Consider the following 19110-nt stretch of genomic DNA (forward strand, 5'->3'; position numbering starts at 1 on the left):
AGTTGTTGCTGTTCTTACATATCCGGGCATTCTACCTTACCCAACGCTTCCCAATAATTGCTCTGATTATTACGTTCCATCGCCACGATGGCCTCGCGTATATGTTGTTTATTGTTTTCATCTGACAACATTAACTTTTCCCACGCTTCATCTGATAATGACGCCTGTGGCGTGCAAATTTTACGTAAATCTTGTAATACCGTGGTTTTCTCTTTTGCGGACTGCAGTGAGCTAAAAGGCGACTCGGCGTATACGATGCCTGGCATAGCGAAAAAAGTGAAAATAAGCAGTAGTGTCGTTGGTTTCATGGATTCAACCTTTTACAAATGTGTATCGAATGAAGCATAAGTGTAGTTTGCTTTCATCGCTCTCATCATGCTGTACGAAACGCGCTTGCGTGGTCAGTAAGAAGTGCCAGACTTTATATTCCACTTTTATTCCTTTTTATTCTTATCGATAGCGTTTCGTTTTTTAAACCGCAGCGACCTTACCGCTATAGTCAGGTAATCATTAATAAAAGGATAAAAAAATGAAACTGACAACACATCATCTACGGACAGGGGCCGCATTATTGCTGGCCGGAATTCTGCTGGCAGGTTGCGACCAGAGTAGCAGCGATGCAAAACACATTAAAGTTGGCGTTATAAATGGCGCAGAACAAGATGTCGCGGAAGTCGCTAAAAAGGTGGCAAAAGAGAAATATGGCCTCGATGTTGAACTGGTAGGATTTAGCGGTTCGTTGCTACCGAACGATGCGACAAATCATGGCGAACTTGATGCGAATGTCTTCCAGCATCGACCCTTTCTTGAACAAGATAATCAGGCGCATGGTTATAAACTGGTAGCGGTGGGAAATACGTTTGTCTTCCCTATGGCGGGTTATTCCAAAAAAATCAAAACCGTGGCGCAAATAAAAGAAGGCGCGACAGTGGCGATCCCCAACGACCCGACCAACCTTGGTCGCGCACTTTTACTGTTGCAAAAAGAGAAGCTAATTACTCTGAAAGAGGGAAAAGGGTTATTACCTACCGCGCTGGATATAACCGATAATCCTCGTCATTTGCAGATTATGGAACTCGAGGGGGCGCAGCTCCCGCGCGTACTGGATGATCCCAAAGTTGATGTAGCGATTATCAGCACCACTTACATTCAGCAGACAGGGCTTTCTCCGGTGCACGACAGCGTATTTATTGAAGATAAGAATTCGCCGTATGTGAATATTTTGGTGGCACGGGAAGATAATAAGAATGCAGAAAACGTGAAGGAATTTCTGCAATCTTATCAATCACCCGAAGTCGCTAAAGCGGCAGAAACCATTTTTAACGGTGGCGCGGTGCCTGGCTGGTAATTCTCACTCATGCCGCGCCGGACGATTTATTTTTCTGGCGCGGCGACGGGAATCCATTGAAATCAAAATCACCGATGACAGAATCAGCAGCGTTCCCAGCCAGTCCGGTAATGTGAACGTGATCCCCAGCAACAGCAAAGAGAGTAGCGCGCTACTTAATGGTTCTGCACAGCTCAAAATGCTGGCTTTTGGACCGCCAATTAATTGTGCTCCTTTCAGGTACAGACTAAATGTCAGGGACGTACCAATGACCACCAAATAAAAAAACGCCAGAATCAAACTGCCGTTAACGACAAAGTTTGTTCCTTGTCTGGCATAAAAAGGCAACAGAATCAGACCGCCAATCAGCATACTCCAGCCGACGACTGGTAACGTGCCATAGCGGGCAATTAGCGTTGAGGGATAGGTGGTATAGAATGCAGCAGCAAATGCCGAGGCAATGCCCCAGAACAACGCGGCAGGAGAGATCGATAATGACGTCGGATTACCGTGTGTCACCAATAAAAAAGTCCCGACCAGCGATGTCAAAATAGCGCAGAAAACCAGAATGCCCGGGCGCGATTTACGCACCAGTGAGAACCAGGCGACGATAATCGTCGGTGAGAGGAATTGCAGCACCGTTGCCGTGGCTGCGTTCGATTTTTCGATGGTTAGCAAAAAAGTGAGCTGTACAGTTAGCGCGCCAACCACGGAAAAAATCAGCAGGCTAATGGCATCTTTATGATTGTTAATAATAGAAAAGATTTTATCGCCATGAACAAATGACAGCGTCAGTAGAATCAAACCGGCGAATATCAAACGCGTCATAGTCAAAAACTGCGACGACATCTGGCTTTGCTCCATGATGTATTGCGCGCAGACCCCTGAACTTCCCCACAACACGGCGGCAATCAGAACGTTCAGCATCCCCTTTCTGGTGGAACCCATTTTTCCCTCTGCATACTGTTTTGTCGTTTATGTATGCAGGCATGATAGCAAAAATGGCGAGGATGGCTCTGTTTGCGCCACGCCGATTTTTCTTAGCCCAGACTGGTGAGCTAAATATCTTTAATAAACAGCAGGCAAATCATCGCAATACCCAACATCCCTATCGCCAGCCAGAACAACGCATGGTAGCTCCAGATTTCAACCATAATTCCGTCAACAGAGCCGGCGATAATCCAGCCGACGCGTGAAGTATTTGCATATAACGTTGTCGCAGAGCCTATTTTTTCAGGCATCAAGTCCTGAAAATAAAGCATGCCGATACCACAGAGAATACCAAGGAAGATGGCATTAAGAATTTGCAATTCCAGCTCAACCGCCGGAGTCGTCGCCATGAGTACGCTGGCGTAAAAACACATTCCACTCACGATAGCAATGAGCATTAATAGTCGCTTGCCAATACGTTTCATGTAATAGCCTGCGATTAACATCATCGGAATTTCCAGACCGGCAGCGATACCAATCATTTCTCCAGCCAGTTTATCGGTTAGATGCAGTTCATCAATAATAAATAGCGGCATATTTATCATGTAGAGATTATTCGCCGCCCACATCATTGAACAGACCACAAAAAGTAGCCGCGTATCCCGCTTCCTGTGGGTGGAGGGTAAAATTTCTACGGGTTGGGTAACGACAGGAATATTTCTTTGTATTGATGGCAAAAACAACCAGACTATCAGTCCGCAAACAACAAATGCGATGGCTGCGGTGAGATACATCACTTTAAAACTAAATCCCATTGCCAGTTCATAAGCGAGCGGTGGCCCGATAACCCAGGCAAGCGAGATCTGAGCACGTAAAAATGTACTGAACATGACCGTCTCACGGCCTGTTCTGTCGGCGTGTTCACGGGCGAGGGCGAACATTTGCGGGTTTGCGGTGGAAGCAAAACTACTCAGAAGTACGCCCGTTGAGAGGAGAATGAAGTAGTTGCGATTCCACGCAAAAAGCGTGCAGGCCAGCACTCCAAATAAGCAACATAGCAGAATCAGTAATTTACGGTCGCCTTGTTTATCGGAGTGCCTTGCCAGAAATTGACTGACCAGAATTCCCATAATAGCGCTACCGGTGAAGAAAAAACCTACCATTATAGGACGGGCTTTCAGTTCATCTGCGAGGAATATACTTAGGGTAGGAGTCTGAAGAGCGCCCGCAATACCCGTCAGAAAGGCGACAAGTAAAAATGCCGCGGCAGTGAGATCAAGTATTTTTGATGGAGTGGTAGCCGTTTTTTGCATTCTTCTGAATCACCGGGCGAAAAAATATAACTGAGTTACAAATAAGTACCAGTCGAATGAGTATTGTATTAAGAATTTTTGAGTATCGCTGATACAACCAGAAAGCAATGCTAGCGCAATATTATAGGGCCAGCAATTGAGATTATTAGTAAAAGCATGTTAAGAATTAATTACCGAATTTATATATTAATTATAGTAAGGCAATGAGCTATTTTTGATAGTAAAAATAAAACAAGTTGATTTGATATATTAAATGAACAAATTAATCTTGATGGCAGTCTGATTATTGGTGAAGTTTATAGTCAGTTTTTTTCGCCAGCGGTTAAAGAAATAGAATAGTCGTATAAAAAAGGGTGTTCTGGGGCGAGTAAAACAACATCTTCACCTTAATGGCGATACAGTTGGCTGAGAGTCAGCAGGGGGGCAAATCACCTGCAAATAAACACGGCGCATACTGGCGTGAATATCGCGGATGCGTTCGAGGACAGAAGAACCGACAGGCGGATTCTTCAGCCGCTCATCGTCCATCACAAAACCTTAGACCAGGTATTCCTGAAGCCGATTGAATATTGAGCAGTAGAAAATATCTGGATTGACAGTATTACAAGGGGTTGGAGAACGTCAGGAGAGGCATTTTGGCGGAAGATCACAGGAGTCGAACCTGCCCGGGACCGCTGGCGGCCCCAACTGGATTTGAAGTCCAGCCGCCTCACCGGAGACGACGATCTTCCGCGCCTCGATTGCTACATGGAGGCGGGGCGCATTATAGCTACTTCCTTGAGTTTCTACATCCCCCAGATCAGTTTTTTCCGCCTAATACACGCAGCGTATTATCACGAAAGCATTATAGTTCATATAAAACCCATATTTTACAATGATATATGAGCGGAATTAACGCTACCACGATCACATAAAACAAGAATCATAAATTAATAACCAGATATCGGAATATTCGCTCTCACAGGGATGGTTTACAAAATGCGTTATCGGTCTCAGCACCCCTATAGCATCAAGGAAAAGCAGATGAAGAGTGAAGTGTTGTCCGTTAAAGAGAAAATTGGTTATGGCATGGGAGACGCCGCCAGCCACATTATTTTCGATAACGTAATGTTATATATGATGTTCTTTTATACCGATATTTTTGGCATTCCTGCCGGATTTGTCGGAACCATGTTTTTGGTCGCTCGTGCACTGGATGCGATTTCCGATCCTTGCATGGGGTTGTTGGCCGATCGAACGCGCTCTCGCTGGGGTAAATTTCGTCCGTGGGTACTGTTTGGCGCACTGCCATTCGGGATCGTCTGTGTACTGGCCTATAGCACGCCAGATCTCAGTATGAACGGCAAAATGATCTATGCAGCAATTACTTACACCCTACTTACCTTACTTTATACCGTCGTCAATATCCCTTACTGCGCATTGGGTGGTGTAATCACCAATGACCCGACTCAGCGTATCTCGCTGCAATCCTGGCGTTTTGTGCTGGCGACCGCGGGAGGCATGCTTTCTACTGTTCTGATGATGCCACTGGTTAATTTAATTGGCGGTGATAATAAACCACTCGGTTTCCAGGGCGGTATCGCGGTCCTTTCCGTGGTGGCATTCATGATGCTGGCATTTTGTTTCTTCACCACTAAAGAACGCGTTGAAGCACCACCTACAACAACGTCTATGCGGGAAGATTTACGTGATATCTGGCAAAACGACCAGTGGCGGATTGTCGGTTTACTAACCATTTTCAATATCCTGGCGGTGTGCGTACGCGGTGGGGCGATGATGTATTACGTCACATGGATTTTGGGCACGCCGGAAGTGTTTGTCGCTTTTCTCACCACTTATTGCGTGGGTAACCTGATTGGTTCCGCACTGGCAAAACCTCTGACCGACTGGAAATGTAAAGTCACTATCTTCTGGTGGACGAACGCCCTGCTGGCAGTGATTAGCCTCGCGATGTTCTTTGTTCCCATGCAGGCCAGCATCACTATGTTTGTCTTCATCTTCGTGATTGGTGTGTTGCATCAACTGGTGACACCTATCCAGTGGGTAATGATGTCCGATACCGTCGACTACGGCGAGTGGTGCAATGGTAAACGCCTGACCGGGATCAGTTTTGCTGGCACGCTGTTTGTGCTCAAACTGGGGTTGGCCTTCGGCGGCGCTCTTATCGGCTGGATGCTGGCTTATGGCGGATATGATGCGGCAGAAAAAGCGCAGAACAGCGCCACGATTAGCATCATTATTGCGCTATTCACGATTGTTCCGGCGATCTGTTATTTGCTGAGCGCGATTATCGCTAAACGCTACTACTCACTCACGACGCACAATCTGAAAACCGTTATGGAACAGCTGGCTCAGGGTAAACGCCGTTGCCAGCAACAATTCACCTCTCAAGAAGTGCAGAACTAAGGAACGGCAATGAAAATTAGCGATGGAAACTGGTTGATTCAACCTGGCCTCAATTTGATTCACCCGCTTCAGGTGTTCGAGGTTGAACAGCAGGATAATGAAATGGTGGTCTATGCTGCCCCCCGTGATGTGCGTGAACGTACCTGGCAGCTTGATACTCCTTTATTTACGTTGCGCTTTTTCTCCCCACAGGAAGGTATTGTCGGTGTGCGGATTGAGCATTTTCAGGGGGCGCTGAATAACGGTCCTCATTATCCGCTCAATATTTTGCAGGACGTGAAGGTCACAATCGAAAACACAGAACGTTATGCTGAGTTTAAAAGTGGCAACTTAAGCGCGCGTGTCAGCAAAGGTGAGTTCTGGTCACTGGATTTTCTGCGCAACGGCGAACGTATTACCGGTAGTCAGGTGAAAAATAATGGCTACGTGCAGGACACGAATAATCAACGCAATTATATGTTTGAGCGGCTTGATCTTGGCGTTGGCGAAACAGTTTACGGTCTGGGAGAGCGCTTTACTGCCCTGGTGCGCAATGGCCAGACGGTAGAGACCTGGAACCGGGACGGCGGCACAAGTACTGAACAGGCGTATAAAAATATCCCGTTCTACATGACTAACCGTGGTTATGGGGTACTGGTCAATCATCCCCAGTGTGTCTCTTTTGAAGTGGGATCGGAGAAAGTCTCCAAAGTGCAGTTCAGCGTTGAGAGTGAATATCTCGAATACTTTGTTATCGACGGCCCGACGCCGAAAGCGGTACTTGATCGTTATACCCGCTTTACTGGTCGTCCGGCGCTGCCGCCCGCGTGGTCCTTCGGCCTGTGGCTAACCACTTCATTTACCACCAACTACGACGAAGCGACGGTAAACAGCTTTATCGATGGTATGGCGGAACGCAATCTGCCGCTGCATGTTTTCCACTTTGACTGTTTCTGGATGAAAGCCTTCCAGTGGTGCGATTTTGAGTGGGACCCGCTGACTTTCCCTGACCCGGAAGGGATGATCCGCCGCCTGAAAGCGAAAGGACTGAAAATCTGCGTCTGGATTAACCCCTATATCGGTCAAAAATCCCCCGTCTTTAAAGAGTTACAAGAGAAAGGCTATTTACTCAAACGCCCGGACGGTTCGCTATGGCAGTGGGATAAATGGCAGCCAGGTCTGGCGATTTATGACTTTACCAATCCGGATGCCTGCAAATGGTACGCCGACAAACTGAAAGGTCTGGTCGCGATGGGCGTTGATTGCTTTAAGACCGACTTTGGCGAACGTATCCCAACTGATGTTCAGTGGTTTGACGGTTCCGATCCGCAGAAAATGCATAACCATTATGCGTACATCTACAACGAACTGGTGTGGAACGTGCTCAAGGACACCGTTGGTGAGGAAGAAGCTGTCTTGTTTGCCCGCTCGGCCTCCGTCGGTGCGCAGAAATTCCCGGTACACTGGGGTGGCGATTGTTACGCTAACTACGAATCAATGGCGGAAAGCCTGCGCGGTGGTTTGTCTATTGGCCTTTCAGGTTTTGGCTTCTGGAGCCACGATATCGGCGGCTTTGAAAATACCGCTCCGGCGCACGTTTACAAACGCTGGTGCGCGTTTGGTTTGCTCTCCAGCCATAGCCGTTTACACGGTAGCAAATCTTATCGTGTGCCGTGGGCCTACGATGATGAGTCCTGTGATGTGGTGCGCTTCTTCACGCAACTGAAATGCCGCATGATGCCGTATCTGTATCGTGAAGCTGCGCGTGCGAACGCGCGGGGTACGCCGATGATGCGGGCCATGATGATGGAGTTCCCGGACGATCCGGCTTGTGATTACCTTGACCGTCAATACATGTTAGGCGACAACGTGATGGTTGCGCCGGTGTTCACTGAAGCGGGCGATGTGCAGTTCTACCTGCCGGAAGGTCGCTGGACACACCTGTGGCACAACGATGAGCTCGACGGTAGTCGCTGGCATAAACAGCAGCACAGCTTCCTGAGTCTGCCCATTTATGTGCGTGATAACACCCTACTGGCGCTGGGCAACAACGATCAACGTCCCGATTACGTGTGGCACGAAGGCACGGCATTCCACCTCTTTAATCTGCAAGACGGGCATGAAGCCGTCTGTGAAGTGCCCGCTACTGACGGATCGGTGATCTTTACTTTAAAAGCAGCACGTACTGGCAACACGATTACTGTGACTGGTGCGGGCGAGGCGAAGAACTGGACGCTGTGCCTGCGCAATGTTGTGAAAGTAAATGGTCTGCAAGACGGTTCGCAGGCTGAAAGTGAGCAGGGGCTGGTGGTGAAGCCTCAAGGGAATGCGCTGACAATTACGTTGTAATCTATTGATGGAATGCCGGGTACGTCTGAGTCGTACCCGGCGAGATTGATGTTTACCGCACCGGCTCCGTCGATGTAACTTCACCGCTGGAAACGATGCCAGCATTCATGGTTTGAGTCACTTGCTGCTTTGCGGCGTTCACGGCATGCAATTGCCCGCTAACCGTAGGTTTCAACGGGACATTGGCCTGAATATCGCCACTGGCGGTAAGCTGAATATTGCCGTCGCCAGTCAACGGTAATTTAGGCCATCCCCACTGTTGCAAAATATTCACCGGCACACCGCGTCCATTCAGGCTGATATGTGTCTGACGTTGTGGCGTTTGTGAAACACTGGCGGTGGCTTCCAGAATGCCTTTTTCAGTAAATGCACTCAGTTCGCTGATATTCACCGTGCTGCTGTTGGCGGTCAGCGCCAGCGACGGGCGACGAACATCAACACGATTGAATGTCGCGGCGGCGGCATTCAGATTCGCCGAGCCACTCCAGACGCCCCATTTATGATCGGTAACCAGCGTCAGGTTGGCACCGTAACCATCGAGCGCGGTGAGCTGCCACGGGAAGTCAGGGTCGATATCAATGATCAGATTGCGGCTGGCGCTAAATCTCTTCAGTTGCAGGCTGTTTAACCAACCGGGTGTCGTTTCCATCCACAACTGTTGCCAGTTTTTCGGCAAGGTATATTCCAGCCCGGCAATTGCCACATCATCAAGGATCAACGTTTTCCCGTCACGCAGCCAGTTCCCTGACGTTCTGACCATACCCCCTTCCCAGCGGCTGGTGAACTGGCGCAGCGCTACGCCCTGCGGGGAAAATTCCGCGTTTATAATCGGGTCAAATAAATGCAGCGAACCATAAATGAACTCGCTAGCGTTCATCGACAGTTTGCCTTCCTGTGTCTGCCAGTCATCTTTACTGAAGGTCATGTTGCGCAAGCTGAGATCGAGGTCGGTCACCGCCCAGTCCGGACCTTGCAAACGAGCATCGATCACTTCCAGGCGACCAATCTGCAACGACGGGACAGAGCGTAATGGCGCAAAGAAGTCGGTTAGCGATTTTTCGCTTTGTAGACGTATATCCGCCATGCGCAGGTTTTCCACTTGCCAGCTGCCGTCGGCGTTACGCTGCGCGTTTCCGGTTAATGTCCCGCGGGCGATGTCGGCACCCAGGTTAGTCAGCGTAACGCGATCGTTATCAATACTGCCTTCAATCAGTACATTGGTGGCAGGAACATCATTGAGCGAAAGCGATCCGGCACTAAACTGAATCTGCGCCTTCGTACCCAGCACTTTACCGGCTTTTGGTGACCACGGAACTACGCCGCCATTTACCCGCTGCGCGCTCAGTTTCCATTCGCTATTCGGGCTATTAAACGCCATATCACGCAGTTGCAGACGATCGGCTTTGAACGGTAGCGGCGCGGTCTGGTCGGTGAGATTCAGCGTCCCGTTTTCCAGCAGGATGGTATCGACATGGCGTGGTTCGGTCAGTTGCCGACTGCTTAGCGCAATGTCGACACTTTTTGCCACCAGGGTCGCGGGCTGGCCATCACGGCCAAACGTGACGTTCTCCAGCACGATATGAGATGGCGCGGAAAAACGGTGATCCATCGCCCCGAAGGCCAGATGATAGTCGCTATTCTCGGAAACCCATGCGCTGATATGTTCTGCTCCCCAGCGGGTTTGCAGAAGAAAATAGAGGCCAGCGATCACCACTAACAGAGCGATGAGAATGTAGAGAAGCAGCTTCCCAATAAATTTCATGGTCTTCCATCCCGTGAAATGCACATAAGGGAGTTATGCACGATTTACGCGCAATCCTCAAGGCGGGAATGGTGAAAGAGGTGAGACTGCGGCGGTAATTATCTTACCGCCGCCAGTGAATTACTGTTTTTCTGGTGGGAAAATCAGATTCAGCACGATGGCAGTAATACCGCCCGCGGCGATCCCGGAGGAGAGCAGGTTTTTCAGCCATTCAGGGGCAAACTGCAAAATCAGCGGCTGCTGAGACACGCCCAGACCAACCGCCAGCGACAGCGCGATAATCAGAATCGCCCGACGGTTCAGCGGCTCACGAGAAACGATACGCACACCGGAGGCGGCGATGGTGCCAAACATTACAAGCGTTGCGCCGCCCAGAACCGGTTCTGGAATGTGTTGTACAAAACCGCTCACTGCCGGGAACAGACCCAGCACGATCAACATCAGCGCGACGACAAAACCGACATAGCGGCTGGCAACACCAGTCAACTGGATCACTCCGTTGTTTTGCCCGAAGCAGGAGTTCGGGAAGGTGTTAAACACCGCCGAAACAAACGAGTTCAGGCCGTTTGCCAGCACGCCACCTTTCAGGCGTTTCATGTACAGCGGACCGGACACTGGCTGTTCGGAAACGTCAGAGGTCGCCGTGATATCGCCAATGGTTTCCAGCGAAGTGATCATAAAGACCAGCATCAGCGGCAGCAGCAGACTCCATTCAATGCCAAGACCGTAATAGAGCGGCGTTGGCACCATAATCAGTTCTTGCGTCATCGGTTCGTTGCTTTCTGGCAACATGCCCATAAACCACGCCAGCGCATATCCGGCCGCCATCGCAATCACCAGTGAGGCCACGCGTAAGTAAGGGTTACGTTGACGGTTAAGCAGGATAATTAAGGCTAAGACCACGCCTGCCAGCAGCAGATTTTTCGGTGCGCCGAAGGTGTTATCGCTCATGGCTGCGTAACCGCCGCCAATGGACGTTAACCCAACCTGAATTAGCGACAGGCCGATAATCATCACCACAACGCCAGAAACCAGCGGCGTAATAATGCGGCGCGCCAGATGCAGAACGCGGGAGATCACCATCTCGGTGCAACTTGCCAGCATCAACGTGCCGAACAAAGCCGCCATCATGGTAGGAACATCAGCACCACCGGTTTTCAGCGCGGTACCGCCCATAATCAGCGGGGCAACAAAGTTGAAGCTGGTGCCCTGAATAGACAACAGCCCGGAGCCAACCGGACCCCAGGCCTTAATTTGAATAATCGATGCCACACCGGAGGCAAACAGCGACATACTAATAATGTGTTGCGTGTCTTGTGCCGGTAAACCCAGCGCCTGGCAGATTAATAGCGCTGGCGTGATCACCGCAACGAACATCGCCAGCAGATGCTGACAGGCGGCAAACAGGGTTTGAGGAAGCGGCGGACGATCTTCAAGACGGTAAATCAGTTCGCTGTTTTGAGTCTGCGCAACCGGTTGCGCATTTTCTGACTCGAGGGTGGAAACAGACATCGAAAACAATCCCGTGGTAGCAAAGCGGGCATTTTAGCTGACCGAAAGAGAAAAGCAAACGTTTGCCACATCCTCATCTAAATATTTAAATGAGATAAATGCACTTTTTTATATAACTTTTGGTATTTTTCTGCTTAAAATCCATGCCATTTGTTCATTAACAGCTGAGAATTTGACCCAGGAAAGCATAACTCGATACCCGTCATAGTTCATGAAGTTGCCACTGCGCGATGAAGTATGACGAGTATGAAAGAGTGATGCGGATACAAAGGAGTAACTATGTTTCATCTCGATACTTTAGCAACGCTTGTTGCCGCAACGCTGACGTTGCTGCTCGGGCGTAAGTTGGTCCATTCCGTCTCCTTTTTGAAGAAATACACCATACCGGAACCTGTTGCGGGTGGTTTGTTGGTGGCGCTGGCGCTACTAGTACTGAAAAAAAGCATGGGCTGGGAAGTCAACTTTGATATGTCCCTGCGCGATCCGTTAATGCTGGCTTTCTTCGCCACCATTGGCCTGAACGCCAACATTGCCAGTTTGCGTGCCGGTGGGCGTGTGGTTGGCATCTTCTTGATTGTGGTTGTTGGTCTGTTGGTGATGCAAAATGCCATTGGCATTGGTATGGCTAGCCTGTTAGGGCTTGATCCGCTGATGGGGCTGTTGGCCGGTTCTATTACGCTTTCCGGCGGTCACGGTACGGGCGCTGCGTGGAGTAAATTGTTCATTGAACGTTATGGCTTCACCAATGCGACGGAAGTGGCGATGGCCTGTGCAACGTTCGGTCTGGTGCTGGGCGGCTTGATTGGCGGTCCGGTGGCGCGCTATCTGGTGAAACACTCCACCACGCCGAACGGTATTCCGGATGACCAGGAAGTCCCGACGGCGTTTGAAAAGCCGGATGTGGGCCGCATGATCACCTCGCTGGTGCTGATTGAAACTATCGCGCTGATTGCTATCTGCCTGACGGTGGGGAAAATTGTTGCGCAACTTTTGGCTGGCACTGCTTTTGAACTGCCGACCTTCGTCTGTGTACTGTTTGTTGGCGTGATTCTGAGCAACGGTCTGTCAATGATGGGCTTTTACCGCGTCTTTGAGCGTGCGGTATCCGTGCTGGGTAACGTAAGCCTGTCGTTGTTCCTGGCGATGGCGCTGATGGGGCTGAAACTGTGGGAGCTGGCTTCGCTGGCGCTGCCGATGCTGGCGATTCTGGTGGTACAGACCATCTTCATGGCGTTGTATGCCATCTTCGTTACCTGGCGCATGATGGGCAAAAACTACGATGCGGCAGTGCTGGCTGCGGGTCACTGTGGTTTTGGCCTCGGTGCAACGCCAACGGCAATCGCCAACATGCAGGCGATCACTGAACGCTTTGGCCCGTCGCACATGGCGTTTTTGGTGGTGCCGATGGTCGGTGCGTTCTTTATCGATATCGTCAATGCGCTGGTGATTAAGCTGTATTTAATGTTGCCGATTTTTGCCGGTTAAAAATGAAAAAGCGTCGGAAGGAACCGGAAACGCTACGTGAACACTGTCGCCATATTTTTGGTGATGAGCCGCCAGTGCTCTGTGTATGGGAAACGGAATTTGATTACGCAGATGCCGAACTCAAGGCGCTGGCGGCTAAAGAGTGGCAGCAGATCAGCGTATGGGATTTGAGTGCTTACTATGTACTCAATCTCGTTTATAACGAACCGATGCAAATAGAGTTGTTTCGCTATCTGTTTCCGCTCTGCCTGGCGCAATGGCATGAAACCGTTTTAGCTGGCGGTTATGGTGATCACTTCGAAGAATCCTTAATGAAGGCATTGTGTCGGCCCTATCTCTGGCAGGAGATGATGAATGCTTCCCAACGCCAGCAGGTACGGCAATTTTTACTGGACACCGCGTTGCAGCGTATGGATAACGAGCGTGGTTTCAATAACGTTCTTTGCTGGCTGGCGGTGTTCAATACTCTGGGTGGGGCCGCGCCGTTAATTCATTCTCTCTGGTCGCGCTGGTGGGCGCTGGATACGCCAGGAAAAGCGGTGTGTGCTATTCAGTATGCCGCGCATCTAATTTATCCCATAGAAGCCAATCCGTTATGGTCGCAAGAATGGATAGGCTGGGGGCATCCATTAGGCCATAAAGATGGCTGGTCCTCTGATAATCGCGCTTTTCTTCGCCAAATGTTAACACCTGAAATGATTGTGGCTGGCGTACAGGCAGCGGCTGAAATTCTGCGTGGTGAACCGGAAGGCGCAATGGCGGCGCGAATTGCACAGGATGCGTATGAGGCAATGGATATCCTCACTATCCAGATTGAAGATTTACTGCGTGACTTGTCTTGTGATGAGTCTGGTCATGCGTTGGAGTAACGTTCCGTCTCCGGCATCCAGCGTTCTATCAGGGCTTTTGCTTGTTGTGGGTAACGTTCGTGAATATGTCGCGCCAGGCGCTGAACTTCCGGGATCATCGCCTGATCGCGCAGTAAATCCGCCACTTTAAACTCAGCATTACCCGTCTGACGCGTACCTAACAGTTCACCCGGTCCGCGAATCTCTAAGTCTTTCTGTGCAATCACAAAACCGTCGTTGCTGTCGCGCAGCACTTGCAGCCGAATTTGCGCGGTTTTGGAGAGCGGCGTTTTGTAGAGCAGCACGCAGTGAGAAGCCACCGCACCACGACCTACACGCCCGCGAAGCTGGTGTAACTGCGCCAGACCCAGACGCTCCGGGTTTTCGATAATCATCAGACTGGCGTTAGGCACATCAACGCCGACTTCAATAACGGTTGTGGCAACCAGCAGGTGTAGCTCACCTTGTTTAAACGACGCCATCACCGCCTGTTTCTCGACAGGTTTCATCCGCCCGTGTACCAGGCCAACGTTCAACTCTGGTAGCGCCAGTTTCAACTCTTCCCAGGTAGCTTCCGCCGCCTGCGCTTCCAGCAATTCCGACTCTTCAATCAACGTACAAACCCAGTATGCCTGACGACCTTCAGTTATGCAGGCGTGGCGCACGCGGTCAATGATGTCGGTACGGCGGGTATCAGGAATAGCGACCGTAGTCACTGGCGTGCGGCCTGGCGGCAGCTCATCTATCACCGAGGTATCGAGATCGGCATACGCAGTCATTGCCAGCGTGCGGGGGATCGGCGTGGCGGTCATGATCAACTGATGCGGATGGAAGCCCTGCTGCTGGCCTTTCTCCCACAATGCCAGACGCTGATGCACGCCAAAACGATGCTGTTCGTCGATAATCACCAGCGCCAGGCCGTTAAACTGCACCTGTTCCTGGAAGATGGCGTGTGTACCGACAATCATCTGCACCTGACCGCTGGCGATGGCTTCCTGCTGTGCCAGCCGTGCTTTACCTTTCTGCTTACCGGCGAGCCAGCCCACTTCGATACCGAGCGGTGCAAACCAGTTGCGGAAGTTATTGGCGTGCTGCTCGGCGAGTAATTCGGTTGGTGCCATCAATGCTACCTGTTTGCCGTGGGCAATCGCACGCAACGCGGCGAGGGCGGCGACCAGCGTTTTACCGGAACCTACATCGCCCTGCACCAGACGCATCATCGGCACATCCAGCGCCATATCGCGCTCGATCTCCGCCACTACGCGTGCCTGTGCGCCCGTTGGCTTGAACGGTAAGGCGGCGAGGAGTTTATTTTTCAGCGTGTCATTGGCGCTCAGCGGCTGGGCATGAAAACGCTGTGCTCCGGCACGTAAGGCTAACATGCTGAGGTTGTGCGCCAGCAGTTCTTCCAGAATCAGACGACGTTGCGCCGGATGCTGCCCGGTTTCCAGATCGCTAAGCTGTAGCGTCGGTGGCGGGCGGTGCAAAGTGCGCAACGCTTCCGGTAGCGTCATCATTCCTTGTGACAGTTCCGGCGGCAGGAGTTCTTCAATGGCGCAGGTGTCGAGCAGATCCAGCGCCTGGTCGGTTAATTTACGCAGCGTGGCCTGCTTTACGCCTTCCGTTGTTGGATAAACCGGCGTGAGCGTTTCCTGTAATTCTGGCGTGCTGAGATCGCCCTGCACGCGGTATTCCGGGTGGATCATCTCCGCACCATATTTACCGCGCTTTGCTTCGCCATAAGCCAGTACACGGCGGCCCGTCGCCAGGCTATTTTTCATTGCCGCGCTGAAATTGAAAAAGCGCATGGTGAGGATGCCGGAACCGTCGCTGATCTGGCAGGTCATCATCCGCCGACCGCCGAAGGAGATATTGCAGTTCAGCACTTCGCCTTCCACCGTGGCATAAACGCCCGGCAGTAGTTCTCCGATGGGGTAGAGATGGGTGCGATCTTCGTAGCGCAGGGGAAGGTGTAAGAGTAGATCCTGCACGGTATGCAGGTTGATTTTCGCCAGTTTGTTACTAAGTGCTGCGCCAACGCCCGTTAGGGAACTGAGTGGGACAGCATCTAACAGGCGACCTTTCATGGCACTTACCCTGCAGCCTGCATAGTAGCCCACCAGTCGGCATCAGCTTCGATCTCGCCTTGCTGATTGACGTGGGGATAAGGCAGGCCTTTGCGTTTTGCGACTTTCGCCAGCACCGGATAGCCGCCTTCAAACAACAGGCGTTGTTGCTCTGCTTCCGGCAACATGCTGTTTTCACGCAGGTACATGCCTGCATTTTGCCGCTGACGCTGGGCTTCGTAAAGAATGAGGGCTGAGGCAACGGAAACATTCAGCGACTGCACCATGCCGATCATCGGAATGATGATGTCCTGATCCGCCAGGGCCAATGCTTCCTGCGTGATGCCCGTTTTCTCCTGTCCCATCAAAATGCAGGTCGGGCGAGTGTAATCAATTTCGCGGAAATCGACAGCGTTATCAGAAAGATGGGTTGCCAGAATCTGCATTCCCTGGCCTTTGAGATGAGCGACGGCATCGCCAATGGTGCGGTGTGTTTTCACCTGTACCCAGCTGTTACTACCCGCCGCTGCCGAAGCCATGGTGCGCATGCGGCTACCAGGCCAGACGGCGTGAACTTCATGTACGCCAACGGCATCTGCGGTACGAATAATCGCAGAAACGTTATGAGGTTTGTGGACCTGCTCCATGCAGACGGTCAGATCAGGCTGCCGCCTGGCGAGCATTTCGCAGATGCGTGCATAACGTGTTGGGTTCATAAAACATTAATTTCGGTTTCGGGTGACTTTAATCACGTCTGGCATCACGCGGATTTTGCGCATGATATTCGCCAGATGCACACGGTCACGAGCGGTCAGACGAATAAAGGCGCTGTAGACGCGACCATCTTTCTCTTCCGTATTCAAACTTTGAATATTCGAGGTCGTGGTGTTAATTGCCGCCGTCAGGTTTGCCAGCGCACCCTGATGATTGAACATCTCCACCTTGATTTCGGTGATGAACTCCTGCGCCGTCTCTTTATCCCATTCCACAGCCATAAACTTCTCTGGCTCTTTCTGGTAGCCACGGATGTTACGGCAGGATTCATGGTGGATCACCAGACCTTTACCGGGGCTGACGTGGGCGATAATCGGGTCGCCAGGAATGGGGCGGCAGCATTTCGCAAAGGTGATCAGCACGCCATCAGCGCCTTTGATCGGCAGATGCCCGTGGCTTTGAGTCGCCGGTGGAATGGAGGCGTCCCCATGTTGTAGATTTTTCGCGACCACCACGCTCATTGCGTTACCAAGGCCGATTTCTGCCAGCAGATCGTCAAGCGTTGCCAGCTTCATGCGATCCAGCTCGCGCTGAATATTTTCCTGCGGGATTTCATTCAGCTTACGGCTACCACCCAAAGCATGGTTGAGCAGACGACGGCCCAGGCTTACAGAATCATCACGCTTGAGGTTTTTCAGCAACTGACGAATTTTGGCGCGCGCTTTTGAGCTAACGACAAAGTTCAGCCACGCGGCATTCGGGCGAGCGCCCGGTGCGGTAATGATTTCAACGGTTTGACCGCTGGTAAGCGGCTGCGACAGCGGGTAAGGCTGGCGGTCAACGCGTGCGCCCACGCAGGCATGACCGATATCGGTATGCACTGCATAAGCGAAGTCGACGGGCGTTGCACCGGCAGGCAGCTCGACAATTCGCCCTTCCGGTGTGAAAACGTAAATCTCATCCGGGAAGAGATCGGATTTAACGCTCTCGATAAATTCAAACGAACTACCGGCGCTCTGTTGCAGCTCCAGCAGGCTTTGCATCCAGCGCTGGGCGCGGATTTGTGCGGTAGTACTGGTTTCGCCGTGCTCTTTATAAGCCCAGTGCGCGGCAACACCCATCTCCGCCATCTGATCCATATCTTCGGTACGGATCTGGACCTCAACCGGCACGCCGTGCGGGCCAATCATCGAGGTGTGCAACGACTGATAGCCGTTCGCTTTAGGAATGGCGATATAGTCTTTCACGCGACCCGGACGCGGCTTGTACAGGCTATGCATTTGCCCGAGCACGCGATAACAGGTGTCAGAATCATTGACGATCACGCGGAAAGCGTAGATGTCCATGATTGAGTGAAAACGCTGCTCTTTGAGCACCATTTTGCAGTAAATCGAATAAAGATGCTTTTCGCGACCACTGACGCGGCACGGTATTCCCGCTTCCTGCAAACGCCCTTCGATTTCAGAGAGGATTTTTTGGATCATCTCTTTACGGTTGCCGCGCGCGGCTTTCACCACTTCTTTAATTACGCGGTAACGATTGGGATACAGCGCCTCAAAACCCAGCTCTTCGAGTTCGGTTTTAATGTGGTGGATACCTAAACGGTGCGCCAACGGGCTATAAATTTCGAGAGTTTCACGGGCGATGCGGCGACGTTTGTCCGGGCGAAGTGAGCCCAGCGTGCGCATGTTGTGGGTACGGTCGGCAAGTTTGATGAGAATGACGCGGATATCCTGCACCATCGCCATAATCATCTTGCGAAAGTTTTCGGCCTGCGCCTCTTTCTTATCGCGGAACTTGAGCTTATCAAGTTTCGACACCCCCTCTACCAGCTCGGCGACGCTTTTACCAAAAAGCTGTTCCATGTCCTGGTAGGTGGCGGGAGTATCTTCAATCACGTCATGCAGCAGCGCCGCCATCAGCGTTTCATAGTCGAGTTTCATCTCGGCCAGAATGCAGGCAACCGCTACCGGGTGCGTGATATAGGGTTCACCGCTTGAACGTGTTTGCCCCTCGTGAGCATCACGTGCAACGAGATACGCCTGCCGCAGACGCTTGATTTGGTCTTCCGGCAGGTAGGTTTGAATCAGTTGATTCAGGCTTTCAAACAGATACAAGGGCGACCCGCTTTGTGATTAACGACGACCTTCAGCAATAGCGGTAACGGCTTGTAATTCAGCGGCTTCCTGCTCTTGCTGTTCCTGGCGTTCGCGAACGTCGAGGATCTGGTTGTTGATCAGACCTTCTTCGATTTCGCGCAGCGCGATTACAGTGGTTTTATCGTTTTCTTCCGGTACCAGCGGATCCTTTCCGCCTACCTGCATCTGACGAGCGCGACGCGCGGCGACCAGTACCAGGTCAAAACGGTTACCAATTTTCTCTACAGCGTCCTGAACAGTTACGCGTGCCATACTTAAAA

14 protein-coding genes, 1 tRNA gene and 1 pseudogene are annotated in these 19110 nt (G+C 51.3%); 5 read left to right on the plus strand and 11 right to left on the minus strand.

The window, feature by feature from the left end:
• Positions 1 to 14: 14 nt before the first annotated feature.
• The gene (gene yicS, locus ACJHXA_RS09240; RefSeq protein WP_000805509.1) at positions 15 to 308 is read right to left on the minus strand and encodes a protein YicS; all 294 of its coding nucleotides are present in this window, start codon (positions 306 to 308) and stop codon (positions 15 to 17) included.
• Positions 309 to 529: 221 nt separating this feature from the next.
• Between yicS and nlpA the strand changes: the two genes are divergently transcribed.
• The gene (gene nlpA, locus ACJHXA_RS09245; RefSeq protein ID WP_000779426.1) at positions 530 to 1348 is read left to right on the plus strand and encodes a lipoprotein NlpA; all 819 of its coding nucleotides are present in this window, start codon (positions 530 to 532) and stop codon (positions 1346 to 1348) included.
• Positions 1349 to 1351: 3 nt separating this feature from the next.
• On the opposite strand, the gene ACJHXA_RS09250 is transcribed toward nlpA, so the two are convergent.
• From ACJHXA_RS09250 to ACJHXA_RS09265, 4 genes and pseudogenes are all read right to left on the minus strand, one after another.
• Positions 1352 to 2275: a carboxylate/amino acid/amine transporter gene (locus tag ACJHXA_RS09250; RefSeq protein WP_000535960.1), complete on the minus strand. Its 924-nt coding sequence runs from the start codon at positions 2273 to 2275 to the stop codon at positions 1352 to 1354.
• 110 nt (positions 2276 to 2385) lie between these two features.
• Positions 2386 to 3570, minus strand: coding sequence for a sugar efflux transporter (locus tag ACJHXA_RS09255; protein ID WP_001172876.1), 1185 nt, complete (start codon positions 3568 to 3570; stop codon positions 2386 to 2388).
• A 396-nt stretch (positions 3571 to 3966) separates the two neighbouring features.
• Positions 3967 to 4128: pseudogene (gene rhuM / locus ACJHXA_RS09260) on the minus strand (RhuM family protein); the annotation flags it as partial.
• 78 nt (positions 4129 to 4206) lie between these two features.
• Positions 4207 to 4301, minus strand: a tRNA-Sec gene (locus ACJHXA_RS09265).
• Between the two features lie 292 nt (positions 4302 to 4593).
• On the opposite strand from ACJHXA_RS09265, the gene ACJHXA_RS09270 reads away from it, so the two are divergent.
• Both ACJHXA_RS09270 and yicI read left to right on the plus strand, forming a co-directional pair.
• The gene (locus ACJHXA_RS09270; RefSeq protein WP_000834439.1) at positions 4594 to 5976 is read left to right on the plus strand and encodes a glycoside-pentoside-hexuronide family transporter; all 1383 of its coding nucleotides are present in this window, start codon (positions 4594 to 4596) and stop codon (positions 5974 to 5976) included.
• A gap of 9 nt (positions 5977 to 5985) precedes the next feature.
• Complete coding sequence (gene yicI / locus ACJHXA_RS09275) at positions 5986 to 8304, plus strand: alpha-xylosidase (protein ID WP_000702903.1); 2319 nt, start codon at positions 5986 to 5988, stop codon at positions 8302 to 8304.
• A gap of 52 nt (positions 8305 to 8356) precedes the next feature.
• On the opposite strand, the gene ACJHXA_RS09280 is transcribed toward yicI, so the two are convergent.
• Entirely contained in the window at positions 8357 to 10066 is a 1710-nt protein-coding gene (locus tag ACJHXA_RS09280) for an AsmA family protein (RefSeq protein ID WP_001307467.1), read from the minus strand.
• Positions 10067 to 10186: 120 nt separating this feature from the next.
• Positions 10187 to 11578, minus strand: coding sequence for a xanthine/proton symporter XanP (xanP, locus tag ACJHXA_RS09285; protein WP_001295238.1), 1392 nt, complete (start codon positions 11576 to 11578; stop codon positions 10187 to 10189).
• Between the two features lie 279 nt (positions 11579 to 11857).
• Here xanP and gltS point away from each other — a divergent pair, with 279 nt between their 5' ends.
• Together gltS and ACJHXA_RS09295 are read left to right on the plus strand one after the other, a co-directional pair.
• Positions 11858 to 13063: a sodium/glutamate symporter gene (gltS, locus tag ACJHXA_RS09290; RefSeq protein WP_000468836.1), complete on the plus strand. Its 1206-nt coding sequence runs from the start codon at positions 11858 to 11860 to the stop codon at positions 13061 to 13063.
• A 2-nt stretch (positions 13064 to 13065) separates the two neighbouring features.
• Complete coding sequence (locus ACJHXA_RS09295) at positions 13066 to 13932, plus strand: hypothetical protein (RefSeq protein WP_000747337.1); 867 nt, start codon at positions 13066 to 13068, stop codon at positions 13930 to 13932.
• Here ACJHXA_RS09295 and recG read toward each other — a convergent pair.
• From recG to rpoZ, 4 genes are read right to left on the minus strand one after another with little or no spacing between them, the layout of a single operon-like run.
• Positions 13917 to 15998, minus strand: a complete 2082-nt coding sequence (recG, locus tag ACJHXA_RS09300; RefSeq protein ID WP_000678446.1) for an ATP-dependent DNA helicase RecG — start codon at positions 15996 to 15998, stop codon at positions 13917 to 13919. The genes ACJHXA_RS09295 and recG overlap by 16 nt on opposite strands.
• Positions 15999 to 16003: 5 nt before the next feature.
• On the minus strand, positions 16004 to 16693 hold the full coding sequence (trmH, locus tag ACJHXA_RS09305) for a tRNA (guanosine(18)-2'-O)-methyltransferase TrmH (protein WP_001070177.1): 690 nt from the start codon (positions 16691 to 16693) through the stop codon (positions 16004 to 16006).
• Between the two features lie 6 nt (positions 16694 to 16699).
• Complete coding sequence (spoT, locus tag ACJHXA_RS09310; protein ID WP_000280488.1) at positions 16700 to 18808, minus strand: bifunctional GTP diphosphokinase/guanosine-3',5'-bis pyrophosphate 3'-pyrophosphohydrolase; 2109 nt, start codon at positions 18806 to 18808, stop codon at positions 16700 to 16702.
• An 18-nt stretch (positions 18809 to 18826) separates the two neighbouring features.
• On the minus strand, positions 18827 to 19102 hold the full coding sequence (rpoZ, locus tag ACJHXA_RS09315) for a DNA-directed RNA polymerase subunit omega (protein WP_000135058.1): 276 nt from the start codon (positions 19100 to 19102) through the stop codon (positions 18827 to 18829).
• Positions 19103 to 19110 lie beyond the last annotated feature (8 nt).

It is taken from the genome of Escherichia sp. WS33, assembly GCF_046486385.1.
In the GTDB taxonomy this organism is placed as follows: domain Bacteria; phylum Pseudomonadota; class Gammaproteobacteria; order Enterobacterales; family Enterobacteriaceae; genus ECMA0423.